Source organism: Listeria valentina, assembly GCF_011800755.1.
Classification (GTDB): Bacteria; Bacillota; Bacilli; order Lactobacillales; family Listeriaceae; genus Listeria; species Listeria valentina.
The window spans coordinates 1-26,019 of record NZ_JAATJW010000033.1 but is presented as its reverse complement, the minus strand read 5'-3'; the positions used below and the strand labels follow the sequence as shown (position 1 = coordinate 26,019).

Below are 26,019 nucleotides of genomic sequence, written 5' to 3'. Positions count from 1 at the left end.
GTCCTTTCGACATTTGTGTCTATTTATTTACTAGTATATCAAAAAAGGTGTCTACTTTATTAGGATACATGCAGATTCAGATCTACTTGCATTGTACAACCAACTTGATGATGGCGGTTGGTCTACCATTTATTTGAGTCCAAATTCTTTGTGGGAACCTAGAAGAGTGGACGAAAATGGTGATATGCATACAGATGATGGAAGCATCAGATTTGCGAGCATTAAATTTTCAAAGGTTGGCTTGACGAGTAAAGTTCAAATTTACGTGAATGGAACTCCGTCATCCGGGAGAGATGTGGGCGTTTCTCAAAGTATTAATACGATTGCTGGGCATAGGTATCAAATTTCTTATAAAGGTAGCTATAGTGGCGCGGGCTCTTCCAACCCTGTAGGGAGATCTGCTATGGATGTCTTAGATTCAACGGATCTAAATGCAGGAGTTTCACTTCTTCCACCAGGTGCTAATTTACCTGTTTCAGATCAAAATGCGTTTCAACATACGACTTTTACTGGCACTGGAGAAAGGGTAACGATTCGTGCAACTGCCAAACCTTATAGCACATATACTTATGTAACCTTTTCTGATCTGTCTGTTATTGATTTGGATCAGGGCGTAGAGGAAGCACGTGTAGGAATTGAGGAATTATTCCGAGATGAAACACATACGAAACTTAATTATTCGGTTATTCAAAAAGATATTGATAATGTTCAAGAACAGATTCATTTAATACTTGATCCTGTTTTGAAGCAAAAATATCAAACTGAACTGGATAAAGCACAACGATTAATGGATGAGTCCAAGCCGAATTTCACAATTGAGCAATTAGTAGATAATCCAAACGATGAACATAGTTCAACGATTATTGGGAAAGCTGATCCAGGAGCTATGCTATGGTTTACTGGAAGCACCTCACTTCCTAAACCTGACCTGCCAAGTGATAATCCAAGAAACTCCATTTTGTATTCTGTTAAAGCAGACGAAGATGGGAATTTTCGCTTTAAATTACCTGCTGGAAACTATTTTAAAGCAGGAGAAAAGATTTCGATTTATAGTACGCTTTATGGGAGATCCGTTCTCTTCGATGAAGTTGTTATAGATACGACACCACCTGATCCTCCAGTGTTTCAAAAACTGACAGATCATGATGAAAATTTTGTTGGAACAGCAGAAGCAAATTCGACGGTAGATATTTTCGATGCTCTGAAGCAAAAAATCGCGTCGGGGCGTGCTAATGCAGATGGGAATTTTTCTATTCCAGTTCCATGGGGACAGTTGCCGCTTATTCCTTATACAAAATATTATGCAACGAGTATAGACAGTGCTGGGAATGTGAGTGAAAACTCTAAGTTTGCTGAAGTAGTGGATACAACACCACCGAGTGCTAAAGCTGTGAAGCAAGAACTTCATAAGGGAGACTCTTTACCGGATAATCCTCGTTCATTACTTGATAATATTCAAGATAATGCGGGAACAGGTGACGATAATCTAACCTTTAGCTATGAACAAACACCAGATATGACAAAATATGGTTTTCAACAAGCTGTCGTAAAAGTTCAAGATAAGGCTGGTAACCAAACGCTGATCAATGTGCCTGTTTTCATCTTAGACGAATACATGACAGGTAATGGCAATGTATACATCAGAGCGAAAGATTTTGTGATGTACAGTACAGATTTACCGCTAACAACGGCACAATTAGCCACAAAAATCAAAGAAGATTCTGCTACAGAGGTTTGGAATGCTACTGGTGACAAGATTTCGCTAGATAATGTCCTTGTAAATGGGACTGTTTCTCCAACTCCTGGAATGTATGAAGTTAGCATTTCGTGGGGAGGATACACCAAAAAGGTAAAGATAACAATGAAATCAGATACTTTGTCTTTTGAAGAAGTACCGCCTAATCTTACTTACAGTGGCACGATAAAAACTTACCGTCAATTATTACAATCCACAGAACACACACAACTTAAAATTACTGATGATCGACGTACAGTGAAAAATTGGCAGCTAAAAGCAACACTTGATTCCCCGCTTACTGGCACGAATGGAAAAGAATTTTCGGGCAACTTAATTTACAAAACAAAAGGTGCTAATGGGGAAATTAGCGAGCAACCTCTTAGCCAAGTTTCTGCTTCGATCTTTATCCAAAAGCAAGCAGAACAAGGGACAACGACGATTGATTTAAAGCAAGAAGATGGTTGTGGGCTTGTCTTAGAAGCGATTCCTGGAGAAATTTATGCAGATATGGATTACCAAGCAAGCATCACTTGGACACTTGAAGATGCACCATGAGAAAGGGACGGAGGGAAAAGTAGTGTTTAAAAAATACAGTTTACCAATTTTGATGTTCCTTTCTTGTTGCTTGCTTTTTCTTAATCCACCTTCGGCATATGCGAATGAAACTGTAAATTACACAACGGATGTCGGATTAAGTTTTAGCGAAAAAATGCCCCCAAAACCTCCTAAAATAACGAATGATAAACCAAAGGGGCATTCTTCGGAAACAAATAAAGCGAATAAAGCAAGTGGGAATGAAACGGGAGGAAAAAGGCAATCAAGTCAGCAAATGTTGCCAAAAGAGTTGCCTCAAACTGGAGATCAGTCAATGCTCATATGGGTTTTAGTCGGGTTTCTGATTACGGGGATTTGGGGGACGATTTGGTTAAACAAACGAATGAGAAAACCTTTTTTATTCCTCTCGGGATGCCTTCTTTTATTGATTAGCTTTCTTGGCTTTGAGAAGAATGCAGCAGCAACTGTTACAAAGTCTAAAGCAGATCTCTTTTATTTACCACCAGATGAAGTAATCACACTGCCTAAACATCCTTATGATCCAAACGAGGAAATAGATTTCGCAGATGAAAATAAAGCAACAGAAATCAAAGGTCCGCTAAGTCTTGACTTTGTACCCAATATTCAATTTAATGCACAAAGAGGGAGCTGGGATGAAGAAACTTATTTTGCACCGTTAATTCAAATTAAATATTCAGGCGAAAAGGAATTTGAAAAAGTCCCGAATTTCGTTCAAGTAACGGACGACCGAGGAACTTTGAGTGGCTGGACACTTGTATTACGTCAAAATGGTCAGTTTCAAAATGGAACACATGAGCTGAAAGGAACGGAAATAAAATTAAGCAAGCTTCAAATGGTGTCTGGGGAATCTAGACATGCACCAACCGCGTTTCAAGAAATTGCACTTGATCCAGAAGGAAAAGAGAGCAGTATTTTGATTCAAGCCAAGAAAGGAACTGGTGCTGGCACTTGGCTCGGCTTGTTTGGAAAAGATAATCAAGAAGCCGAAACAGCTATTTCTGTTACCGTGCCAGGAGAAGCAACAAAGGAACAAGGCAAGTATAAAACCACATTAACTTGGGAATTACATGATTCCCAATTTAAAAACAAAGGAGTATTTTAAACATGAAAAAGACAATAAAATTAACCGCAACTAGTTTGGCAGCAGTAGCTGGACTTTCACTTGTAGCTATTCCAGCACATGCTGAGGAAGCTGTGAGAGATGGAGGAATCACAACTTCTAAAGGAGACATCTCTTTTGAAAAGAACACAGAAACAGTAGAGCCACAAGATCCAGATACTAACAAACCAGTTGACCCAATGGATCCAGATTCGGTAACTCCAACAAACGGGCCACTAAGTATCGACTATATTTCAAATATCCACTTCAGCACACAAAAGATTTCAGGGAGCACAGAAGTCTACTATGCATTACCTGAGCAAGTAAAAGACAAAGAAAGTGGAACGATTATTGATCGTCCGAATATGGTACAAATTACAGATAACCGCGGATCAAACGCTGGTTGGAAACTGACTGTTAAACAAGAAGCACAATTTAAAAACGGAACTTCTGAATTAGATGGAGCTGTTTTGAAATTTGAAAACCCAACACTTAAATCAAACAATCAAAGTGCTACAAACACACCAACTGCGGAAGCGATGACATTAACGCCAGCAGGTACAGCAAGCGATGTCATGATTGCAAGTGCTAACCAAGGGATGGGTACATGGTTCAACCAATTCGGTTCTGATCTTGATGCAGCTAAGAAAAGTATTTCTCTAACGGTTCCTGGTGATACAGCTAAAATCGAAGGCAAATACGAAACAACTTTGACTTGGACATTAACAGATAGCCCAGCATGATCAGCTATAAATAAAATGATAAAAAAGAGGAGCTAAAACAAATGACAATGACAAAAACAAAAATGCTTACAGCGAGTGCACTAGGATTTTCACTATTACTTGGGGGAACCGCTTATTCTGTAAACGCCGCTTCAACAAATAGCAACGCGAAAGTAAATTTCAAATCTGACGAAACAGGAACAACAAAACCAACAGATCCAACGAACCCAGGCGATGAATTTACTCCTGAAGAAACTCCAGATCCAACAACAGGTTCTCTTAGAATCGATTTTGCTTCTTCACTTGATTTTGGTGAACAAACAATTTCTGGGGAAGCTAAAGATTATTTCGCTAAGTTCACTAAAGGAACGAATTCAACTGGTGCTGACCGTTTTGTTCCTAACTTTGTGCAAGTAACGGATAACTCAGGTAAAAATGCCGGATGGACACTTGAAGTTTCAGGTAGCGAGTTCAAAAATGGTGATGCTGTTTTAGAAGGCGCAGAATTGACACTTTCTGGTACAACTCTTGCTTCGACAATGGATTCGAAATTCAAACCAGAAACTGTGATGGATAATATCGTTGTCGGGAACTCTAACCAAACGGTTGTTGGTGCGAAAGCAGAACAAGGGATGGGTACATGGACAGCTGCATTTGGAAACGAATCAGGAACAAGCGCAACGGATACAAATAAAAATGTAAAATTACATGTTCCTGCAGAAACTAAAAAAGTAGAAGGAACTTATACGTCAACGCTAACTTGGACGCTTACAGCAGGACCAACAACACCAGGTCTATGAGTTTTTATTCTCTAGATTAAATGATTACACAGAAAGAGGGAGCTTATTTTCCCTCTTTTTTTGGATAAAGGAGTTCTTAAATGAAAAGGAAAATAATAGGTATTGTAGGATTTTTCGCGGTCGTTTTTCTTGCCTTCGGTGTTTTTCAATCGACTGCAAAAGCGGCAACAAGTATGCCATTTTCAGTTTCGGCGGTGTTGCCGGATAATCAAGTGGATAAGACGAAAACGTATTTTGATTTACGAATGCGTCCTGGCGAGAAGCAAATTATTGAAGTGGAACTTGCGAACGCATCTGATCGAGAAGTCACTGTTGAAACAAGCGCTAATACAGCAATTACAAATGATAATGGGATTGTAGATTATAGCTATACAGGCCATAAATTTGATAAAACTTTGAAATATCCATTTTCGAGTCTTGCTGAAACGGATAAAGAAACAACGATTCCAAAGCAAAGCAGTAAGCGCGTTCAAGTGGTCCTTACAATGCCTAAAGATGGTTTTAAAGGAGCTATTTTAGGAGGGCTTCATTTTAAAGAAAAAGAACATAAAAATGCGAAACAAAAAGAATCATCGGGTGTCCAAATTGAAAATAAATATGCTTTTGTAGTCGGAGTTGTTCTTCAGGAATCAGATGAAAAGCAAAAGGAAAGTTTTGATTTAAGAGAAATAAAGCCTTCACAAGTGAATTTCCGAAATGTCTTGAAAGCCAATGTGCAGAACAAGGCAGCGCTTATTGTTCCTGAAATGGAAATTAAAGCTTATGTGACTAAAAAAGGCGATAACAAGACATTGTTTGAAACGAATAAAGAACATTTACGGATGGCTCCTAATTCGAATTTTAATTATGGAATCGGTTGGGACAATAAGCCGTTTAAACCAGGGAAATATACCTTGCATATGCAACTAAAAGCCTCAGATAAAACTTGGAAGTGGACAAAAGACTTTGAAATTGAACGAAAAGAGGCGAAAAAGTTCAATGACCGTGCGGTAGAATTAGAGAAGGATTACACGATGTATTACATCATCGGTGGCGCGATTCTTGTCTTGACTTTATTAGTAGTTGTCTACTTGTTAGGCCGTCGCAGTCGTCAAACAAAATCATGATATTAAAAGCAAGAAACTTAAGGTTAGCAAATCAAAAAAATGACTTGAAGTCCTCCTTTTAAGTGAGACTTCAAGTCATTTTGTTTAGAGTTAGTGGGAAGAACCAAATAGCTTTTGATCTTTGGCTGCGCCAAGACCAGCTAGGAACAAGCCAATGCCTGCCGCCAGCAAAATGAAAAGCGAAATTTCAAAGTTGCCTAGCGCATCATGCAAGAATCCAAAAAGAAGGGGACCAAAAGCGGCCAATAAGTAGCCAACCGATTGCGCCATCCCAGATGTTTCTGCGGCTTCTTCCGGTGTGCTTGTTCGCAAACTGAAAAACATCATGGAAAGGCTAAAGGCCATTCCGCCCCCGACTCCAAGCATAATCGAAATGATCGAAAGGTAAACAAGGTTAGCAATCGGGAGCATCAAGCCGACAATCCCGCCGCAGATGAAAAAACTGGCAAGGCTCATCAGAACTCGCTGATCTTTTGTTTTTCCAGCAATGATCGGAACAATAAAGGTGATCGGGATGATCCCAAATTGCATCAGCGAAAGCATGAAGCCCCCATCTGCTGCTGTAAAACCACGATCTTGAACGATGACTGGAAGCCAAGCAACATTGATATAAAACACGGCCGATTGAACCCCCATCACGACAGCAATTTGCCAAGCAAGCTTCGATTTCCAAACGCTTTGATGCGCGTGAGCTGGCTTTTTCGAATTGGTTGAAGCCACTTTCTTTGGTTTCTTGCTCAGTTGGAAAAGCCAAATTAGAAGCGCGAGCACGGTGAAAGCAGAAAAGACGTAAAGCGTTCCGCGCCAGCCTAGTCTAAAATTATTTGCGAGCGGGAAGCTAAGCCCGGAGGCGATCGCTGCAAATAAATTCATGGAAATGGAGTAAATGCCTGTGAGAAGGCCAAGCTGGAAGGGAAATTCCTTTTTGATAATGCTCGGCAAAATAACGTTGCCAACAGCAATCCCAATTCCAATCAAAAGCGTCCCTGTTAGTAGAAAAGCGAGATTGTCACCAAAAGGACGAATAAAGCTTCCAAAAACTAGAAATAATAAAGTATAAAACACGAGTTGTTCTACACCGAGCTTACGACTAAGTTTGGAAACAAAGGGGGAAATCACCGCAAATGCAATCAACGGTAAGGTGGTTAAAAAACCCGCAAGCGTGTTTGAAATTGGCAAATCCTTGCGAATAAGTTCAAGCAACGGGCTAATTGATGTAATAGGCATTCTTAAATTGATTGCTACAAAAATAATCCCTAATACAAGAGAGATTTTTAGTTTTCTTGCTTTTTCAAGTTCAGTATTTAATAAATCAGGTTGTTCATTCACTTATTATTACTCCTCTAACTTTAATTTCTGTTTATAAGCTGCAATATAGAGAGCCACTTCTTGTTTTGCACGTTCTGTGTCACGCTCTTCGATGGCTTGAAGTAAGTCAGTATGTCCATAGGTGTAGTGCGTTTCAAAAACGGTGGTGTTGTAAATGGAAAGCTCAATTTCTTCAAGCAAACGCCGATATAAATCAACAAGTAAGCGATTATGTGAAGCTTTTGCGATCGATTCATGTAAAGCGATGTCACTTTTGACAAACTTTGCCATATCTTGACTTTCGACGGCCACAATACACTGTTTAGACAGATTTAAACAACTTTCTAAATCCTCGCTCGTTCTTCTTTTACAGGCCAAAATAGCGATTTCTGTTTCAAGCGCATGTCGTACTTCAAAAATTTCTTCAAGTGAGGATTTCGCGATTCGACGCTGCAAACTAGCGCTCCATTCATCGTTTGCTAATACGATCGTTCCGACTCCTTGCCTGACTTCAAGAATACCCACGTGGACGAGTGCGCGAATCGCTTCGCGAAGTGTATTTCGGCTAATGCCAAATTCTTCCATTAAACTTTTTTCACTGGGAATCTTGCTACGCAGTGGCCAAGCGCCAGAAGTGATTTTTTTGAGCAGTAGATCGTAAACTTGTTCAGCAAGTGGCTTCCGGTCAAGCTGGGCAGACATAAAAAAACTCCTCTCTAAAGGTAGGATGATAGGTTCAATTTTAACGTAAATGAGAAAAGAAGTAAATAGGATTTAGTTAAAAAGTGCGGACTGAGCTTTTCATATGATAGAATGGAGAGACACATAGAAAGAGGGTTAGAAAAAATGGAATGGCTGAGTGGGCTCTTGAAGAAAGATACGCTGCGAAGAGTACTTGTGTTTGTTTTACTCGGATTAGTTTTATACTTTGTTCGCAGCATGATTGATTTAATACTTTTAACATTTATCTTCGCATTTCTCGTGACACGTCTTGAAAACGTCATTTTAAAACGAATTCGAATGCCAAGAAAATTGATTGTCATTGTGCTTTATGTGGCCGTAGCGGCCTTTTTATATATTGCCATTGTGCATTATTTGCCAATCTTAATTCACCAAATTTCACAACTTGTCACTTTGCTCGTTAAAATGTACAATCATCCAGGTGACAATCAAATAGTCATCTGGATCGTAGAGTGGCTGAAACAATCGAATATCGAAAAATATTTGCAATCAGGCGTAGAATTTTTGATTGCCTCGCTTTCGGGAATTGGCTCTTTGGGCTTATCCTTTTTCATGGCCTTGATTTTAAGTCTATTTTTCTCCTTAGAAAAGGAACGCGTTACGCAATTTTCAGCTCGTTTCCTAACCAGTAAAGTAGGCTTTATATTCCAAGATGTCGCTTATTTTGGGCGCAAATTTGTTTCTACTTTTGGTGTTGTCCTTGAAGCGCAACTCCTAATTGCACTTGTCAATACGCTGATCACGACAGCCGTTCTTTATTTGATGAACTTTCCACAGTTACTCAGCTTATCGATTATGGTGTTCATTTTAGGCATGATTCCCGTTGCAGGCGTGATCATTTCGTGTATCCCGCTTTCGATTATTGCGTATTCCATTGGCGGCTTTACAGATGTTTTCTACATTTTGCTGACCGTTGTAGTCGTTCATGCAATCGAAACATATATTTTAAATCCTAAATTGATGTCCTCCAAAACAGACTTACCTGTGTTTTATACCTTTATCATTTTAATTTTCTCCGAGCAATTTTTCGGGGTTTGGGGACTAATTGTTGGAATTCCTATTTTTGTTTTCTTGCTCGACGTCCTTGATGTGCGTAGCACGAGCGAGATCCCGCGCAAAAACTTTTTTGGAGGAAGGAAGAAAAAGAAAAATGGAGATTCTTGAATTAAAAAAGGACTTTCCGCTTGATTTATTACTAGATGCTGACCCTAACCAAGAATATGTGGAGGATTACCTTGAACGCGGCCAAGTTTTCGCACTCTTTGACCAAGAAGCGCCTGCTCATTTAATCGGCGTTTACGTACTTTTAAAAACGCGCCCCGGAACAATGGAACTGGTTAACCTGGCTGTTCGCGAAGCGTTCCGCGGTCAAGGTTACGGGCGAATGCTGATTCGAGATGCTTTAACGCGCGCTAAAGATGCAGGAATGCGAACGCTAGAAGTTGGAACGGCCAATTCCTCTCTTGGCCCACTTGCTTTGTATCTCAAATGCGGCTTTCGAATGACCCATCTGGATCTTGATTTCTTTCGAAGGCACTATCCAGAACCTATTTTTGAAAATGGAGTGGAATGTAGGGATATGGTTCGCTTGATGCAAGACTTATAAAGAAAAGACTGATCGATTCGTTAGGTTTAAAAAAAGCTAACAAATTGATCAGTCTTTTTCGTTAATCCCAAAGGAATTCAGAGACGGTTTGATCGATCTCCTCGTTCTCGTGCAAATTACTGTGTGAAGCAGCTTTTCCGCTGAACACTTTTTCGTTGTAGCTCGCTACGTTTTGGAAAATGAATTTAGCAGATAGTGCACTTGCAAGTGGAACACTGCCATCGCTTTCCGTTCCATCTAGCACATCGCCTGCAATCGTGTAAACTTGAACGGTTTTAGCAATTTTTTCTCGGTTTTTATAGAGGTTTGCGTAGCGTTCAGTTTCCGTTTTTGGGCCGTTTTCCGAAAGATTATAACGGCTATCACCGATTGCAAGCCCATTGATTGGAGAGCCGATTAAAACCACTTTTTCAGTAATCGGATAAGCATTTTGAGTGCTTGTTTCTTCTAAATAGTTGGTGAAACTGACACCACCCATAGAATGGGCCACGACATTTATTCTGGAGATGTGATAGTCGCGCTTTAAAGTAGCACAAACTGTTTTAAGCCATTCTGTTTGATTTACCATCGAGCTTTTATTATCTTCAAACAAAACTTGAATTAGCGGGCGTCTAGTATATTTATCATATTTTCCGTGAACGGAAAGCGTCCCATCTTTTTTTACAGTAATGGTGAGCGCTTTATGAGCTCCGTCCGCTTCCTCTAGTCGACTCATCATATGGCCAAGGGAATTTTTGGTTCCAGCATAGCCATGAACAAATAAAGTGGGTGTTCCAATCTCAATAGATTGTTTAGCTTTCTTTTTTTCTTTTGCTTTCACTTGATTGGCCGCTTTCTTTTCTTCAGCTGCACGGTGTTCAGTAGTCGCTGTAAAAATAAAACCAAAACTAATTATAAAGACTGCAAAAACCAATAAAATAATGATCCATTTTTTCATTTCTCACAATCCTTTACTTTGAATTTGAAAAAAGAAAATGCCCAATATAAGCATCGATTTGCGGAAGCTCATGCAAGTTCGTATGCGTGGCTTCTCTTCCTTTTACGATGTGAACTTTAAGTGGCTGTTCCGTAAAAAGTTGTTTTCCGTAGAGCACACTTGATAAACTAACGACACCATCACTTGCCGTTCCACCATCACTTACTGTTCCATCAAGTATATCGCCGCCAACAATCATGATTTGAATGTCTTTTGGCAGTATTTTCGCCATTTTTTTAGCAAATTTCGTATGGATCATCGGTGCATTTTTTAAAGTGACCGATTCTTCACCGTTAATGTATTCTTCCGGATAGAACGGAACGCCAAGAAAGACGATTTTATTCACTTGCGGATAGTTTTCATTTTTTTCATAAGCCGCAAGATAAGAAATAAACGCGCCACCGCCCATCGAATGCCCAATAGCATTAAATTTCATAATGCCGTGCTGTTGTTTTAAAAATAGCATCACTTTTTTTGTCCAGAGAGCTTGCTGCGTTAAGCTTGCACGATTATTTTCAAAAACGACATTAATTAATGGGTTTTTCGCTGATTTTCGGTAGTGACCGCTTTCTGTTATCTTGCCAGATGCGCTGACACGGATAACGAGTGAATCCGTTCCCCAGTGATATTTCTGATCGAAACGACGAATCATACCATGAAGTGAACGATCTGTTCCTTTATAGCCATGTATAAAAACAGAAGGAATCTGCTGGTTCTCCATTTCTTCGTGCGAATCATTTAATTGCGTAAGTGCAAATAGCGCAATCACAACGCATAAACAGGGTAGAATTCCTGCAAAGAGTATTCGCTTGAACATGATTATTTTCATTCCTCCCAAGAATTGTACTGCTACAATTATACATGGATTTGAGCCATTCTGCATCTATTAATTAGAAGACTTGGCAGCGGAAACCAATAATAGTATACTGAAAAAAGATAAGATCGGAGGGATTCTTTTTGATTAAACGAACGGGTGAAGTTGTTTTAAGCATGATCGGCCTAGTTTTGGCGCTTTTCATGCAAGTCGCAATGACCATTGTTTCATTTAATTTCTTGGCAAAAACGAAGACAGAATCGGGATATGAAATTTTTGCAGGTAGGTATGAACAAGCCATACATGATGCGGGTGTAAGTCTGAATGATGCACCTTCTGCTTCTTCCATTGTCGATGCACTGCACGGCTTTAGTATCTTTTTCATTGTGGCGCTCGTTGCGGTAATTTTATTTAGCATCTTAGGAATCATTTTTATTGTAGGAAACAAGAAACCAGTGCTTGCTGGCTTTTTATTCCTCTTGGCAGGAATTGTCGTGATCTTGGCTACTTTCCTTGTTGGTTTTGTTCCGGCGCTGCTGTTCCTTATTGCAGCAATTATGTGTTGGGCCCGCAAACCAAAACGAGATGCTTTTTCAAACTTCTAAAAAAGTGAAACCAAAAACAGCTTTTCTTTTCCTAGTTTTAGGAAAGGAAAAGCTGTTTTTTTATAAAAGATTTTAGAATATTAGCGTAGTAAAGCCTTAGTGGTTCAATAAAACACCAACTTTCCCGATATGAAAACCGTTTTTTTGACTTAAGAAATGGGATTAAAAAAGAGAAGCGCTGGGTAAATCTTTAAAGTCAGAGGGATTCACTAGAAATTCATCGATAAATGGCAACAAGAATCTTTTTGACAAGCAATTAACTCTTTGCATGAAATTTTATTAGGATTGGATGGATGAGAAATGGTAAAACGAATTTCCTTGGAAAAAGAAGCACTTAATTTTTGCATCGCGAATGAAAAACCACCTTTTTTGTATCAACTACCTGTAGATGAAGCAAGGAATGTACTTGAAACGGTGCAAAAACAACCTGTTGATAAATTACCTGCTGACATAGAGAACCGTGAAGTGGATTTAGGTGAGCATGGGAAAATCAACGTACGCATTGTAAAACCGCAAAATAGCACAGAAACACTTCCCGTTATGCTTTATGTTCACGGGGCTGGCTGGGTACTTGGAAGTGCGGACACGCATGATAAGCTTGTAAGAGAACTTGCGGTTCGAACTAATTCTGTTGTGTTTGTTCCAGAATATGACCGCTCCCCAGAAGCTAAATATCCAGTAGCGATTGAACAATGCTATGCCGTTCTTCTTAAAATTGCTGAAAATGCACAAAAAGAAGCATGGGACACAAACCGAATTGTTATTGCAGGGGATAGCGTTGGCGGAAATATGGCGACCATCCTAACAATGCTTGCTAAAGATCGTAAAGGTCCCAAAATTGCTAAGCAACTGCTTTATTACCCAGTAACGAACCACGCATTTGACACAGAATCTTACAATCAATTTGAGACAGATTACTATTTAACAAAAGAAGCGATGAAATGGTTTTGGGAAAAATATCTTCCAGCTGGACAAGATACAAAAATTAAAACAATCTCGCCACTTCACGCAACAAAAGAAGATTTACAAGGCTTGCCACCTGCGATGATTTTAAACGGTGAAGCAGATGTTCTTCGTGACGAAGGTGAAGAGTATGCCCGTCATTTACGCGAAGCGGGCGTTCCCGTAACGCAAGTACAATTTCAAGGAATGATTCACGATTTCGTAATGCTTAACACACTAGATCAAACAAAAGCTGCTCGTGCTGCCATGGATCTTTCAACAGCATGGGTAAACAAAAAATAATCTGGCTAGAAACAAAAGAAGGGACTTCGTGCAATTTAATTCACTTAAACGCATGAAAAACCTTGCACAGCCAAGAAAAACGACGAAGAGATTAGGAGAATACAAATGGTATTTCAAGAATTAAAAGGTAAAGTAGCTGTTATCACAGGTAGCTCTATGGGAATTGGTTCTGCCATTGCAAAGCGATTTGCAGAAGAAGGCATGAAAATTGTCATTAATTATCATTCCCATCCAGAAGCAGCTCAAGAACTTGTTGAGCTATTAAAAGAAACAGGCGGAGAAGGCATCGCCGTTCAAGCAGATGTCAGCAGTGAAGCAGATGTGCAAAAACTAATTGATACAGCTGTTGAACAATTTGGGGATATCGATATTTGGGTTAACAACGCTGGAATGGAAAACAAGCATAATACCCACGAACTTCCACTTGAAGACTGGCAGAGAGTTATTGATGTCAATTTAACAGGTGTATTTATAGGAACCAAAGCCGCATTAAATTACTTTGTGACAAATAACAAAAAAGGAAACATTATCAACATGTCTTCCGTTCACGAACAAATTCCTTGGCCAACATTTGCCCATTATGCGGCTTCAAAAGGTGGTGTCAAGCTCTTCACAGAAACGGTGGCGATGGAATATGCAGCGCAAGATATTCGTATCAATAGTATTGGACCTGGCGCCGTTAATACACCTATTAATGCTAAGAAGTTTGCTGATCCCAAACAACTAGAAGCAACAACTAGCATGGTACCAATGCAGCGAATTGGAGATCCGAGTGAAGTGTCCGCTGCTGCTGCTTGGCTAGCATCCGATGAATCAAGCTATGTCACAGGCATTACACTTTTCGTTGACGGTGGAATGACGCTTTATCCAGCGTTCCAAGGTGGAAAAGGCTGAGAGAGGGAATAACTAAATGAATGTACTAATCGCTTTACTTCCTGCTATCGGCTGGGGAATTCAACCGCTTATTTTGCGCAAGATTGGCGGAAAGCCATCAAACGAAATTTTTGGAACCGGTATTGGTGCCCTCATTGCAGGCATTGTTGTAACTGCAATCTTTTCACCTCATCTTGTTGCGACAAATGTCTTTATACTGAGTTTATTATCTGGCTTATTTTGGGTAATGGGGCAAACGGGACAATATCATGCCTTTGGTTTGATTGGCGTATCGAAAACCATGCCGATTTCGACAGGATTTCAACTAGTTGGAACTTCACTCATTGGTGTGATTCTATTCGGCGAATGGCCAGGAGCTTTGAGCAAAATCATCGGCTTTCTTGCGATTTTGTTACTCATTATCGGCGTACTATTTACTTCTGTTTCAGATAACACACAAAATCGTACAGAAACAAAACGAGGGATCTTCGTTCTAGCTGCAACGAGTTTGGGTTACTGGGTTTATAGTGCACTACCAAAAGCCGTATCCGCTTCTGGCTTAGCCATCTTTTTGCCACAAATGTTAGGCGTGTTTATCGGTGCTGTGCTTTATGCTTGTATCAACAATAAACGAGTCTTTCGAGAAGAAAAGAGTTGGAAGGCCGTGATCGTCGGACTGATTTTCGGTCTCTCAGCACTTGCTTATATATTTTCAGCGCAAAAAAATGGGGTGGCGACAGCCTATATTATTACACAATTAAATGTTGTTATTTCGACAATCGGGGGTATAGTAATTTTGAAGGAATCTAAGTCAGGACGGGCACTGAAAGAAACAATTTTTGGATTGTTACTGATTGTAATTGGCAGCGTGATTACCGTTCTGATTTAAAAAAATAAGAAATGAGATGATGGAAGTGCAAGACAAACTAACAACAAATGCAGGACAGCCATGGGCGGACAATGAACATTCTTTAACGGCAGGAAAACGTGGGCCAGTTTTAATTCAGGATTATGCTTTGCTTGAAAAACTAGCTCATTTTAACCGTGAACGAATCCCCGAACGAATTGTGCACGCAAAAGGAGCAGGCGCAAAAGGTGTATTTGAATTGACACATGATATGAGTGCCTATACGACAGCTGATTTATTTAATGGAGTGGGCAAAAAAACACCATTAATGGTTCGCTTTTCCCAAGTTGCAGGTGAAGCCGGCTATCCAGATACTTACAGAGACGTTCGTGGCTTTGCTGTCAAATTTTACACACAAGATGGGAACTATGACATCGTCGGCAATAACACGCCTGTTTTCTTTGTGAATGATCCACTCAAGTTTCCAGATTTCATTCATTCTCAAAAACGCGATCCGCGAACTCATAGACGGACACCTGATATGCAGTGGGATTTCTGGTCGCTTTCCCCTGAATCTGTCCATCAGGTGACCTACCTAATGGGTGATCGTGGGATCCCGGCAAGTTACCGGACGATGCACGGTTATGGCAGCCACACCTTTAAATGGGTCAACAAAGAAGGCGAACAGTTCTGGGTGAAATATCACTTTAGAACAGATCAAGGTGTTAAAAACATGTCAAACGAATTGGCTGATCAAATGCTTATTAAAGATTTAGATTTCTTGCAGAATGATTTGTTTAATGCAATTGAAGATGGAAATTATCCATCGTGGACGCTTTACGCCCAAATCCTCCCCTATGAAGAGGGCTTAAAGTATAAACACGATATTTTCGATGTCACAAAAGTAGTTTCGCAAAAAGATTATCCATTAATTGAAATCGGCAAAATGACGCTCAATGAAAATCCAACGAATAATTTTGAAGAAATGGAACAACTCGCTTTCTCACCAGCTAACCTTGTTCCAGGCATCGAAGCGTCCCCCGACAAATTGCTCCAAGGTCGACTATTCGGCTATAAAGACGCGCAACGATATCGTCTCGGAGCGAACTTTGAACAGCTTGCTGTGAATCGTCCACTGAACAATGTGAAGAACTACGAACGTGATGGATTCATGGCGTCCGGTCAAGACGGAAGCGTCAACTATGAGCCAAACAGCTTTAACGGCCCAGTAGAAGACCCGGAAGCAAAAATACACGGCGATGAGCTAGAAGGAAAAGCTGGGAATTATGCTTATAATGAAGACTACTATTCCGCAGCAGGTGATCTATACCGATTAATGACCCCAGAAGAAAAAGATCGTTTGATCGAAACCATCAAAGAAAATCTCGGACAAGTCACCAAAAAAGAAATCCAAATTCGCGAAACACGTCAATTTTATTTAGCTGACCCAGAATACGGCATTCGAGTTGCAAAAGCTCTCGAACTTCCTCTAGATCAAATTAAAGGATAAGAATCATCAAAATAGGTACTCAAGGGGACTCCCTTGAGTACCTATTTTGGGTTTAATCCATTTTAAGAAGGGGAAAAATTAAGAGAATGGTGAGGAGGAGATAGCTTTGCAACGAAAAACCAAACAAATATTATTTTTTTCAACAATCGCACTTGTAGTTTCTAGTATAGTCGGAGCTAAAAAATGTAAAGCCAAAATAGATCCATTTCGTTCAGTAGAAGACATCAAACGTCGCTATCTATCAACTGAAATGGATGAAGAAGCAGAACTAGCAGCGGATAACATGTTTTCAGAGGGAGCCATGACAGCCATTAACTATGAAAATGAAGAACAAGCAATAGAAGGAAAATAAGAAGATTGGGCAGCAACTGCTCAATCTTTTTTTTATAGGCCTCAAGACTTACCCGAACTTCCTTCTATAGTTTGTTATCAAGGTTATGATTTTGCGTTATCATAAGGTATAGTTAGAGAAGGAGGAAAACGATATGAAAGGTTTCATCATTGCGCTACTAGTTATTATCCTTGCTGTACTACTTTTAACCATACTTTGGCCAGCGATTATCGCAACAATCGGTGCAGTACTTGGATTTTATTCCTATAACAAACTGCGCGAGTCGAACTCAGTTGGAGAAAAAGTACTTTATAGTATTCTGATCGCACTTGGTGCCCTTATGATTTTCTCTAATCTAAAAGGTGCAATTGCAGTGATCGTTGTTGCAGCGATTGTTTATTTCTTATTTAAGAACAAAAAATCCAAGCGTTACAAAGAAAATGATACATTCGATTACCCATATAATAAATAATTTTTGGAGGAGACAATTATGGCAAATCTATTTGATAAGTTAAAAGAGTGGAACAAAGATGTAAGCAAGAAACTAGACGAACGAAATGAAAAAAAACGAAATTCCGTTAGTTATTACATGGACAAAACAAAAGCCGAAATTAAAGAAGCTGAACGCATGGTGGAGAAACAACGTGAATTAAAATCGCTTTTTTATAAAGAGTATAAAGAAATGGAAGTTTACGTTGAAAAGCGTCGCCATCAAGTTGAAGTAGCGAATGAAGCGGGTGAAACGAAACTAGCTGATTTTGCACAAAAAGAAGTGACTCAATATGAAGAGCAACTTGCGACAACGAAAGAACACTACGATCAAGCGGCGACACGGCTTGAAGAATTAGAATTACGGATGCACGAAATGCGTTTGAAATGGAAAAACTTAAAAACGCAACACCTAGCAGAAATGGCTGAAAAAAATGCCGAGGAAACATCGCAAAAAATGGATAAAGTCATTCATGACATGAGTTGGGGTAGCGTATCTGATTACCATGAAGCTCAAAAGCAACGCGATTTGGCTGAAGAGGCAAATAAAAAAGCGGATATGGCGAAAGAATTGTCTCAGTCATTTGATGATTTAATGGATGAACTAGAAAAGAAAACGACGAAAAGCAAAGAAGTCATTAAAGAAAAGACACAAGATTTCACTTCGATGGTAGACGATTTAATCGAACGAGAAAAACAAAACTTCAAGAAAAAAGATCGTGCTTCAATGGATGAAAAACTAGATCAGCTAGAAAAAGAAGCGGGCAAAAAAGAATCTCAATCTAAGTCAGATGAAGAAAATGAAACGCCTTTAGAGAAAGACAGTAACAATGAAGATTCACCAAACAAAGAAGAAAAGTAACAGCTGAAGCAGAAAGCAGAACGAAAAAATCGTTCTGCTTTTTTGTGTCTAAAATTCAATTTAACCTTCTGCCAGTTTTTTTAAGTGTAAATTCCGAGAGTAGTTGATCCAGCAACTGATAATCATTATAGGTGAGATTTCTATGAAATAAAGCAAATTTTTTGTGAAACGCTAATGTCGAATAAGAGTATCTCTTAAATTGTTTAGCAATACGTCTATTTAGCTTATCCAACTGTAGGGTAAAGGGAATAATTGGGAGTAGGATTGACTCAAGCTTAATCGGATATATGATAGAGGAAGATCCGAATTTTAATGACCCAATATATGTTTTTTAGAGCTTCTAGATGAAAAAATATTAGTTGGAATAGTTCATCTGTGTTCAAATTGCTGAAGCTCAACACTTGATAAAAATTCTGATTAATTTCGCAAACTTCGGGTAAAATTGAAATGATGAGTTGCTTTTTCCAAAAAAAGCGGTATAATAATTGGTATAGACCGATTAAATTTAGGAGGCATGTAACGATGGCAATAAAAGTGGTAACAAATGCAACCATTTACACTGGTAAACTGGTACTCGAAAATGCTTACATTCGTTTTGATAAACAAATTCAAGAAGTTGGTCAAATGGTGAACTTCAAACCGGAAAGTGGAGAAGAAGTTATTGATACGAAGGGACAAAAAATTGTTCCAGGCTTTATTGATGTGCATTCACATGGTGGATACGGTCACGACGCAATGGATGCGGATCCAGAAGGCTTGAAAAAACAAGTTCGTGGAATGCTTCAAGAAGGGATTACTACTTATTTCCCAACGACGATGACACAGTCGAAAGAAAACATCGAAAAAGCATTGCGTGTGATTAATGAAGTGGCACAAGATGAACCGCTAATTGGTGGGATTCACTTGGAAGGTCCATTTGTATCCACTGTTTTTAAAGGTGCACAACCGGAAGAATATATTATGGCACCAGATTTGGAACTCTTTAAGAAATGGTTTGAGATTTCAGGCGGACGTATTAAGCTTGTTACTTACGCTCCTGAACACGAAACTTCTCCAGCGTTTGAAAATTTATGCTATGAACTAGGTGTTGTACCAAGTATTGGTCACTCAAATGATGTGCGCGAACATTTGAAAACAAGTAAAGCCACTCATGCAACGCATCTTTACAATGCTTGTCATAGAATGACGCACCGCGAACCAGGTGTTCCAGGACATGTGCTTTTAGAAGACGGCATTGAAGCGGAACTAATTGTTGATGGTATCCACGTTAATCGGGATATGGTCAAATTGGCTTACAAAATGAAAGGTGCGCATGGTATTTCTCTTATTACGGATTCAATGCGTGCTAAAGGAATGCCAGAAGGAAAATCTGAACTTGGCGGTCAAACGGTTATTGTGAAAGACAAACAAGCACGTTTAGAAGATGGAACACTTGCTGGAAGTGTTTTAACTTACGATGATGCTTTTCGTAATACGATCGAATTTACGGGTTGCACAATTGAAGAGGCTGTTTTGATGAGTTCAGTGAACCAAGCAACAGAGTTCGGACTTACTTCAAAAGGTAGCCTAGAAGCAGGGAAAGATGCTGACTTCAACATTTTAGATCAAGATTTACAAATTACCGCTACGTATTCGTACGGTCAAAAATATTGAGTGAAATGAGAGGAAAAACGACATGCAACTTATCAAAGTAGAAGACAAATTAAGTGGATCAAAAGAAGGTCTTCAAATCATCGAATCTGCAATTAAAGCTGGGAAAGTGAGTACCCTTGGACTTGCAACTGGAAGCACACCCGAAACGCTTTATGCGGAATTTATTAAAAGCGATGTAGATACGAGTGAGATTACAACTGTTAACCTAGATGAATATGTAGGTCTTGCAGCGAGCGATCCAAACAGTTATCATTACTATATGAATGATTTGCTTTTCTCGAAAAAGAAATTTAAGGAAAGCTATTTACCGGACGGTCTTGCAGAAGATGCGGAAGCAGAATGCAGCCGTTATGAAGAAATTTTAAATGAGCATCCGGTGGATATTCAAATTCTTGGAATTGGAACAAACGGACATATTGGTTTTAATGAACCAGGAACGCCGTTTGATTCGTTGACACATAAAGTGCTTCTTACGGAATCAACACGTGAAGCCAACAAAGTTTATTTTGAAAAAGAAGAAGATGTGCCGACACATGCGTATTCAATGGGGATTAAATCCATTATGAATGCTAAGAAAATTATCTTGCTTGCTTTTGGGAAAAGCAAAGCAGAAGCAATCAAAGCCACGGTAAATGGACCTGTTTCGGAGGATTGCCCTGCTTCTGCACTTCAAAATCACCCAGACGTGACAATTATTGTGGATAATGAGGCGGCTTCACTTCTGTAAAAATGAGGGCTGAAAAATGATCGATAAAAAATCAGGTATTCCAATTTACATGCAAATTCAGGCGGAAATCAAGCAAAAAATTGAAGCGGGGACATGGAAAATCGGGTCGTCCATTCCTGCCGAAAGACAACTTGCTGAAATGTTTCATGTAAGCCGGATGACTGTGCGCCAAGCGATTCAAGGGTTAGTGGATGATGGGATTTTGCAGCGACGCGTCGGTGCGGGAACATTCATTGCGGAAAAGAAGCTGACTGAACGACTTGAGGCGGTGACAAGTTTCACGAACTTAATGCTTCAAGAAGGAAAAGTTCCTTCAACGCGGATTGTTTCATATGGAATTCGTCCAGCAAGCATTCAAGAGCAAGATGCGCTGAATCTTAGCGAAAATAGCAATGTCATGAAAATTGAACGGATTCGTTATGGGGATCAAGTCCCCATCTTGTTTGAAGTAGCTGCAATTCCCGAACAAATTGCGTCTCTTCTAACAAAAGAGGATATTATGGATTCCTTGTACAATGCGATTGAGATAAAACTTGGACGGAAAATCGGTGATGCGGAGCAAGTGATGGAAGCAGCGCTTGTTTCTGAAAAAGTAGCGCCGTTCTTAGATGTGAAACTGGGTTCTCCTGTCATGAAGCTACGACAAATCACAGCGCTTGATGATGGTCGACCATTTGAGTTTACGCGTTCCCAGTATGTGGGAAGTCGCTTTCAGTTTGTCGCTAAAGTTAAATAATGATGATTTAATTAGAAAAAACGCCAAAACCGTGAAGGTTTTGGCGTTTTTGTTAGTTTAAGTTTTTCTCCAGTTCGTCATGAAGACGAGCACGTTCAGAGTCTGAAACAACGAAGTACCAAGGTCCACCTGATTCTTGACTTCCAGATCCTTTGACTTGAAGGTTTTCAACATTAGAAAGAGCTCCGCGGTAGTTTTTCGCAATTCTCGTGATGTCTGTCATCGTGAAGTCGGTTTGAATGTTATCACCAATTGCATTTAAAATGCCATCAAAGCGCCAAATGATTCCTGTGCTAAGCGCTTTTTCAGCAATAGCTGACATGACTTGTTGTTGGCGTTTTTGACGTCCAAAGTCACCTTCTGCATCGGATTTCCGAATTCGAACATACGCTAATGCATCTTCGCCATTTAGGCTGATTTTTCCTTTTTTAAAGGATTTTCCTTTAAGGTTTAGCCCTTCTTTATCGTTTGTAACTTCAATGCCACCAACGGCATCTACAAGGTCGCGGAATCCTTCCATGTTAATTTTGATGTAGTAGTTAAACGGAATGCCATTTAAAAATTCAGTAGCTGTCGCATCTGCCATCTTCACGCCACCATACGCATAAGCGGCGTTAATTTTGTGTGGGTTAGAATCGTATCCGGGAATAAGAGTTTTTGTATCCCGTGGTATACTCAGCATTTGAATTTTATTTGTTTTTCCATTTACAGTAGCTGCAATCAATGTATCGGAACGTCCCTTGTCGCCCTCCCGTTCGTCTACCCCGAGAATTAAAACGGAGAAGGGTTGCTTCTTATCAAGTGCAACAGATGTATTTTCCTTTCCACTAATTGGAGTATGAATTTTATTAAATGTCGAAGTCGTTTTCCAGTAAGCAAAGCCTAAGTAGCCAACAATCAACAAAACAATTACAAGTAAAATGAGCAGAAAGATTTTAAGACCTTTTCTTTTCTTTTTACGTTTTCTATTTTCTGTTCGCAAATTTGTCATCCTTTCCTGCATATTTACATTACCATTTTATACTACTTTTACGCTTTCGTCAGCAATTTATAAAAATCGTAAAAAAATAGACACAAATTTTTGGAGGATACGTTTAATCTTAAAGAAATTTTAAAAGAACAAACAAGAAACAGGATTTTCATTGTTTTTCAATTTGAAAGAAAGTATAATTAATTATTGAATAAAGCGATAGAGAAAAAGGAGGGGCCTCACTTGATTTTACCCATATTGATTATTTGTCTTCTGGCTTCTTTGATTTTAACACCGTTTATTCGTCAGGTAGCCCTTTATTTTGACGTGACGGATAAGCCAGATAAAAGACGGGTAAACGTGAAACCAATACCAAGTCTTGGTGGTCTAGCCATTTATATAAGTTTCAGTACAGGTCTTTTTTTACTGCCAATCGATAAAATGATACTTTGGCCGATTTTTATTTCTGGAACGATGATGATGCTTACGGGATTTATTGATGACTTGTTTGAAATCAAAGCGCGATATAAACTTTTAGGTCAGGTTGTGGCCGCTTTTATTATTGTTTTTTGGGGTGGCATTACCATTGAATTTGTCAATTTACCATTTGGTGGGGAATTACATTTTGGCGTGTTTAGCATCCCGCTTACGATCTTATGGATTGTCGCGATTACGAATGCTGTAAACTTAATTGACGGACTAGATGGTTTAGCCGCTGGTGTTTCCACAATTGCACTGATTACCATTTTAGGGATGGCTTTTATCATGTCAGATCCGGTTGTAATCATGCTTTCAGCGCTTTTAATTGCCGCAACACTTGGGTTCCTACCGTTTAACTTTAATCCAGCTAAAATTTTTATGGGAGACACAGGAGCTCTATTTTTAGGCTTTTCGATTTCTGTGCTTTCAGTGATGGGCTTTAAGAATGTTACTTTTATTTCGCTCATTGTCCCTATTTTAATTCTTGGCGTTCCGATTTCTGATACGATCATTGCGATCATTCGTCGGATGGTCACTAAACAGCCACTTGCTATGGCAGATAAGTCACATATCCATCATCAACTGATGGGGCTTGGATTTACTCATCGTCAAACTGTGCTTTTAATTTATGCGATTTCCGCACTTTTCTCACTTTTTTCCTTTATTTTCACGATGTCGACGGTTTGGGGTTCCGTTTTACTTATGGCCATTTTATTACTGCTCGTTGAGGTTCTGATTGAGTCACTTGGCTTAATCGGACAAAATTATAGGCCGATCATGAAACTCTTGCGGATCGAATCTGATTCGTCAGATGAAGAGAAAACTGAATAAATAAAAGCCCAGTTTAGCATGCTAAACTGGGCTTTTTTTATTAAGGGATATTGATGCAAGCGTGAAGTTGTGATACATTATTTCAGTAAGCCTAAAGGAGAAATGAGGAAAATTAAATGGAAATTATTGCGACAGCAGAATCAGCACTGCAAGCCGAAAATTTGCTTCGCGCCGGGATTGATACGCTTTATGCGGGAAACAGTCGTTTTGGACTTAGACTGCCCACTTCGTTTAGTCTTTCTGAACTAGAAGAGCTAACGAAACTCGCACATGCTTATCAAAAGGAAATTTTAGTTCCGGTCAACGGACTCATGCACAATGAGCATTTCGACGAGCTCCCTGAATTTTTAAAGGCGCTTGCTGAAATGAAGGTGGATAAAATCGCCTGCGGAGACCCTGGGGTTATTTTAACACTAGAAGAACTTGAACTTGACTTACCTTATGTGTACGATGCGCAAACTTTTGTGACAAGTGCTGAACAAATTGATTTTTGGGTGAAACAAGGAGCGATTGGAGCGGTTCTTGCTCGGGAATTAACAAGACCTGAACTGTTTGAAATTAGCCAAAAGCTAGATTCGCCTGTGGAAGTGCTTGTTTACGGGCCGACTTGTATCCATCAGTCAAAGCGCAAACTTGTGACGAACTATTATCACATTGTGGAACTGAATGAAGATGCAAGCAAGGAACGTGGTCTCTATCTTCGCGAACCAAATGATTCAGAGAGTATGATGCCGATTTACGAAGATGAAAATGGTACGCATATTTTTAGTTCCGAAGATATTTCGATGATGCCTTATCTAAAAGAACTTTTTGATGCAGGATTAACAACTTGGAAATTGGATGGGATTTTGATGCACGGAGCGGATTTTGTTGCGATCGCGAAGTTATTTGTCGAAGCAAAGGAAGCGCTTGAAGCAGGTGATTTTGTTGCGGAAACCTTTGTGAATCATTTAGCAGAACTTGCGCCAAGTACGCGAAACATGAATGCAGGATTTTATTTGAAAGATCCAGATGAGGTCAAGTAAGGGGGACATATCAGTGAAAACAATCACGAAAAAACCTGAGGTGCTTGCGCCAGCAGGGAATTTAGAGAAATTAAAAATTGCCATTCGCTATGGGGCGGATGCTGTTTATATTGGCGGACAGGCTTTTGGGCTTCGTTCGCGTGCAGGTAATTTTAGCTATGAGGAAATGATTGAAGGTGTTTCATTTGCTCATGAACACGATGCTAAGGTTTATGTAGCTGCTAACATGGTGGCCCATGAAGGCGATACAGAAGGAGCAGGGGAATTCTTTTTAACGTTACGTGAGATTGGAATTGATGCTGTTATTGTTTCGGATCCTGCACTTATTCAAATTTGTTTTGATAGTGCACCAGGACTTCCTGTGCATTTATCGACACAAGCCTCTGCTACGAACTATAAAACGCTTGAATTTTGGAAAAAGCGTGGGCTTGAGCGGGTTGTACTGGCTCGTGAAGTGAGCATGGAAGAAATTCGTGAAATCGGTGAGAAAACAGATATCGAAATGGAAGCTTTTATTCATGGCGCGATGTGTATTTCTTATTCGGGACGTTGCACGCTCTCAAACCATATGGCGAACCGAGATGCGAACAGGGGTGGTTGCGCGCAAAGTTGTCGCTGGAAATATGATTTATTTGAAATGGACCGTGGCATAGCGCAGAACTTAGTGGACGCAGATGAAGAACCATTCTCGATGAGCGCTGTTGATTTATCAATGATTCGCTATATTCCTGATATGGTGGATGCTGGTGTGGATAGTTTGAAAATTGAAGGTCGAATGAAGTCGATTCATTATGTATCAACGGTGGCTAGTTTGTACCGCAAAGTTGTAGATGCGTATTGTGCGGATCCGGAAAACTTTGAATTTGATCCTGCTTGGGAAGATGAACTTTGGAAAGTGGCACAACGAGAACTTTCAACGGGCTTCTTTTACCAAGAACCAACAGAAGATGAGCAGCTATTCGGGAAAACACGAAAAATTCCTCAATATGCCTTTGCAGCTCAAGTGCTTGCTTATGATCCAGAAACGAAGTTAGCAACACTCCAACAGCGAAATAATTTTGGCGTGGGGGATGAAATCGAGTTTTATGGTCCAAGTGATACAGGTTTTAAGCAAGTTGTACGGGAGATTTGGGATGAAGATGGTGAATCTATTGATCGTGCCAAAAATGCGATGATGACAATCAAAATGGTTGTTGATGAACCAGTTGAACCATTTTATTTTATGCGCAAGAAAAAATAAGTAAAAAAGGAATCCCAAATACGGGATTCCTTTCAGACTGTCGAAAAACGCCCATCCCTCCATGAGAAAGAAGAGGGATGGGCGTTTTTTTCTATAAAAATGGAAAAAG

Annotated in this window: 26 protein-coding genes; 21 read left to right on the top strand and 5 right to left on the bottom strand. The window is 39.7% G+C overall.

Going from position 1 to position 26,019, the window contains the following annotated elements:
- Window positions 1–166 precede the first annotated feature (166 nt).
- The 5 genes from HCK02_RS08790 (at window position 167) to HCK02_RS08770 (ending at window position 6,041) form a co-directional block, all read left to right on the top strand.
- The gene (locus HCK02_RS08790) at window positions 167–2,293 is read left to right on the top strand and encodes an Ig-like domain-containing protein (protein ID WP_167629751.1); all 2,127 of its coding nucleotides are present in this window, start codon (window positions 167–169) and stop codon (window positions 2,291–2,293) included.
- Complete coding sequence (locus tag HCK02_RS08785) at window positions 2,238–3,416, top strand: EF2685/EF0750 family sortase-dependent surface protein (RefSeq protein ID WP_167629750.1); 1,179 nt, start codon at window positions 2,238–2,240, stop codon at window positions 3,414–3,416. Before HCK02_RS08790 ends, HCK02_RS08785 begins: the two co-directional genes overlap by 56 nt.
- 2 nt (window positions 3,417–3,418) lie before the next feature.
- A complete protein-coding gene (locus HCK02_RS08780) occupies window positions 3,419–4,156 on the top strand; it encodes a WxL domain-containing protein (RefSeq protein WP_167629749.1) in 738 nt (245 codons plus the stop codon).
- A 41-nt stretch (window positions 4,157–4,197) separates the two neighbouring features.
- Window positions 4,198–4,935 (top strand): WxL domain-containing protein, encoded by a 738-nt coding sequence (locus HCK02_RS08775; RefSeq protein ID WP_167629748.1) that lies wholly within the window; start codon window positions 4,198–4,200, stop codon window positions 4,933–4,935.
- 80 nt (window positions 4,936–5,015) lie between these two features.
- On the top strand, window positions 5,016–6,041 hold the full coding sequence (locus tag HCK02_RS08770) for a WxLIP family cell surface protein (protein ID WP_167629747.1): 1,026 nt from the start codon (window positions 5,016–5,018) through the stop codon (window positions 6,039–6,041).
- A 90-nt stretch (window positions 6,042–6,131) separates the two neighbouring features.
- Here HCK02_RS08770 and HCK02_RS08765 read toward each other — a convergent pair whose 3' ends face one another.
- Entirely contained in the window at window positions 6,132–7,370 is a 1,239-nt protein-coding gene (locus tag HCK02_RS08765; RefSeq protein ID WP_167629746.1) for a CynX/NimT family MFS transporter, read from the bottom strand.
- 6 nt (window positions 7,371–7,376) lie between these two features.
- Window positions 7,377–8,051: a FadR/GntR family transcriptional regulator gene (locus HCK02_RS08760; RefSeq protein ID WP_167629745.1), complete on the bottom strand. Its 675-nt coding sequence runs from the start codon at window positions 8,049–8,051 to the stop codon at window positions 7,377–7,379.
- Window positions 8,052–8,195: 144 nt separating this feature from the next.
- Between HCK02_RS08760 and HCK02_RS08755 the strand changes: the two genes are divergently transcribed.
- Both HCK02_RS08755 and HCK02_RS08750 read left to right on the top strand, forming a co-directional pair.
- Window positions 8,196–9,254, top strand: a complete 1,059-nt coding sequence (locus HCK02_RS08755) for an AI-2E family transporter (protein WP_167629744.1) — start codon at window positions 8,196–8,198, stop codon at window positions 9,252–9,254.
- A complete protein-coding gene (locus tag HCK02_RS08750) occupies window positions 9,241–9,696 on the top strand; it encodes a GNAT family N-acetyltransferase (protein WP_167629743.1) in 456 nt (151 codons plus the stop codon). The genes HCK02_RS08755 and HCK02_RS08750 overlap by 14 nt, the downstream gene beginning before the upstream one ends.
- Before the next feature lie 61 nt (window positions 9,697–9,757).
- On the opposite strand, the gene HCK02_RS08745 is transcribed toward HCK02_RS08750, so the two are convergent.
- Window positions 9,758–10,633, bottom strand: coding sequence for an alpha/beta hydrolase (locus HCK02_RS08745; RefSeq protein WP_167629742.1), 876 nt, complete (start codon window positions 10,631–10,633; stop codon window positions 9,758–9,760).
- A gap of 13 nt (window positions 10,634–10,646) precedes the next feature.
- The gene (locus HCK02_RS08740) at window positions 10,647–11,489 is read right to left on the bottom strand and encodes an alpha/beta hydrolase (protein ID WP_167629753.1); all 843 of its coding nucleotides are present in this window, start codon (window positions 11,487–11,489) and stop codon (window positions 10,647–10,649) included.
- A gap of 140 nt (window positions 11,490–11,629) precedes the next feature.
- On the opposite strand from HCK02_RS08740, the gene HCK02_RS08735 reads away from it, so the two are divergent.
- From HCK02_RS08735 to HCK02_RS08685, 11 genes are all read left to right on the top strand, one after another.
- Window positions 11,630–12,091, top strand: coding sequence for a DUF4064 domain-containing protein (locus HCK02_RS08735; protein ID WP_167629741.1), 462 nt, complete (start codon window positions 11,630–11,632; stop codon window positions 12,089–12,091).
- Window positions 12,092–12,391: 300 nt separating this feature from the next.
- Window positions 12,392–13,336 (top strand): alpha/beta hydrolase, encoded by a 945-nt coding sequence (locus tag HCK02_RS08730; RefSeq protein WP_167629740.1) that lies wholly within the window; start codon window positions 12,392–12,394, stop codon window positions 13,334–13,336.
- Between the two features lie 105 nt (window positions 13,337–13,441).
- A complete protein-coding gene (locus HCK02_RS08725; RefSeq protein WP_167629739.1) occupies window positions 13,442–14,230 on the top strand; it encodes a glucose-1-dehydrogenase in 789 nt (262 codons plus the stop codon).
- Window positions 14,231–14,246: 16 nt separating this feature from the next.
- The gene (locus HCK02_RS08720; RefSeq protein WP_167629738.1) at window positions 14,247–15,098 is read left to right on the top strand and encodes a GRP family sugar transporter; all 852 of its coding nucleotides are present in this window, start codon (window positions 14,247–14,249) and stop codon (window positions 15,096–15,098) included.
- 19 nt (window positions 15,099–15,117) lie between these two features.
- Window positions 15,118–16,566: a catalase gene (locus HCK02_RS08715; RefSeq protein ID WP_208970466.1), complete on the top strand. Its 1,449-nt coding sequence runs from the start codon at window positions 15,118–15,120 to the stop codon at window positions 16,564–16,566.
- 106 nt (window positions 16,567–16,672) lie between these two features.
- A complete protein-coding gene (locus HCK02_RS08710) occupies window positions 16,673–16,918 on the top strand; it encodes a hypothetical protein (RefSeq protein ID WP_167629736.1) in 246 nt (81 codons plus the stop codon).
- Window positions 16,919–17,051: 133 nt separating this feature from the next.
- Complete coding sequence (locus HCK02_RS08705; RefSeq protein WP_167629735.1) at window positions 17,052–17,369, top strand: lmo0954 family membrane protein; 318 nt, start codon at window positions 17,052–17,054, stop codon at window positions 17,367–17,369.
- Window positions 17,370–17,387: 18 nt separating this feature from the next.
- Window positions 17,388–18,248 (top strand): PspA/IM30 family protein, encoded by an 861-nt coding sequence (locus tag HCK02_RS08700; RefSeq protein WP_167629734.1) that lies wholly within the window; start codon window positions 17,388–17,390, stop codon window positions 18,246–18,248.
- Window positions 18,249–18,770: 522 nt separating this feature from the next.
- Window positions 18,771–19,901: an N-acetylglucosamine-6-phosphate deacetylase gene (gene nagA / locus HCK02_RS08695; RefSeq protein ID WP_167629733.1), complete on the top strand. Its 1,131-nt coding sequence runs from the start codon at window positions 18,771–18,773 to the stop codon at window positions 19,899–19,901.
- A 22-nt stretch (window positions 19,902–19,923) separates the two neighbouring features.
- Window positions 19,924–20,628 (top strand): glucosamine-6-phosphate deaminase, encoded by a 705-nt coding sequence (locus HCK02_RS08690; protein ID WP_167629732.1) that lies wholly within the window; start codon window positions 19,924–19,926, stop codon window positions 20,626–20,628.
- A gap of 16 nt (window positions 20,629–20,644) precedes the next feature.
- Window positions 20,645–21,364 carry a GntR family transcriptional regulator gene (locus HCK02_RS08685; RefSeq protein ID WP_167629731.1) on the top strand — a complete coding sequence of 240 codons (720 nt, stop codon included), beginning with the start codon at window positions 20,645–20,647 and terminating at the stop codon, window positions 21,362–21,364.
- A 52-nt stretch (window positions 21,365–21,416) separates the two neighbouring features.
- Here HCK02_RS08685 and HCK02_RS08680 read toward each other — a convergent pair whose 3' ends face one another.
- Complete coding sequence (locus HCK02_RS08680; protein ID WP_167629730.1) at window positions 21,417–22,355, bottom strand: LCP family glycopolymer transferase; 939 nt, start codon at window positions 22,353–22,355, stop codon at window positions 21,417–21,419.
- A 222-nt stretch (window positions 22,356–22,577) separates the two neighbouring features.
- On the opposite strand from HCK02_RS08680, the gene HCK02_RS08675 reads away from it, so the two are divergent.
- The 3 genes from HCK02_RS08675 (at window position 22,578) to HCK02_RS08665 (ending at window position 25,910) form a co-directional block, all read left to right on the top strand.
- Window positions 22,578–23,645, top strand: coding sequence for an MraY family glycosyltransferase (locus HCK02_RS08675; protein WP_208970465.1), 1,068 nt, complete (start codon window positions 22,578–22,580; stop codon window positions 23,643–23,645).
- Between the two features lie 116 nt (window positions 23,646–23,761).
- Window positions 23,762–24,670 carry a peptidase U32 family protein gene (locus HCK02_RS08670; RefSeq protein WP_167629729.1) on the top strand — a complete coding sequence of 303 codons (909 nt, stop codon included), beginning with the start codon at window positions 23,762–23,764 and terminating at the stop codon, window positions 24,668–24,670.
- Between the two features lie 13 nt (window positions 24,671–24,683).
- The gene (locus HCK02_RS08665; RefSeq protein ID WP_167629728.1) at window positions 24,684–25,910 is read left to right on the top strand and encodes a peptidase U32 family protein; all 1,227 of its coding nucleotides are present in this window, start codon (window positions 24,684–24,686) and stop codon (window positions 25,908–25,910) included.
- The last annotated feature ends 109 nt before the right edge of the window (window positions 25,911–26,019 follow it).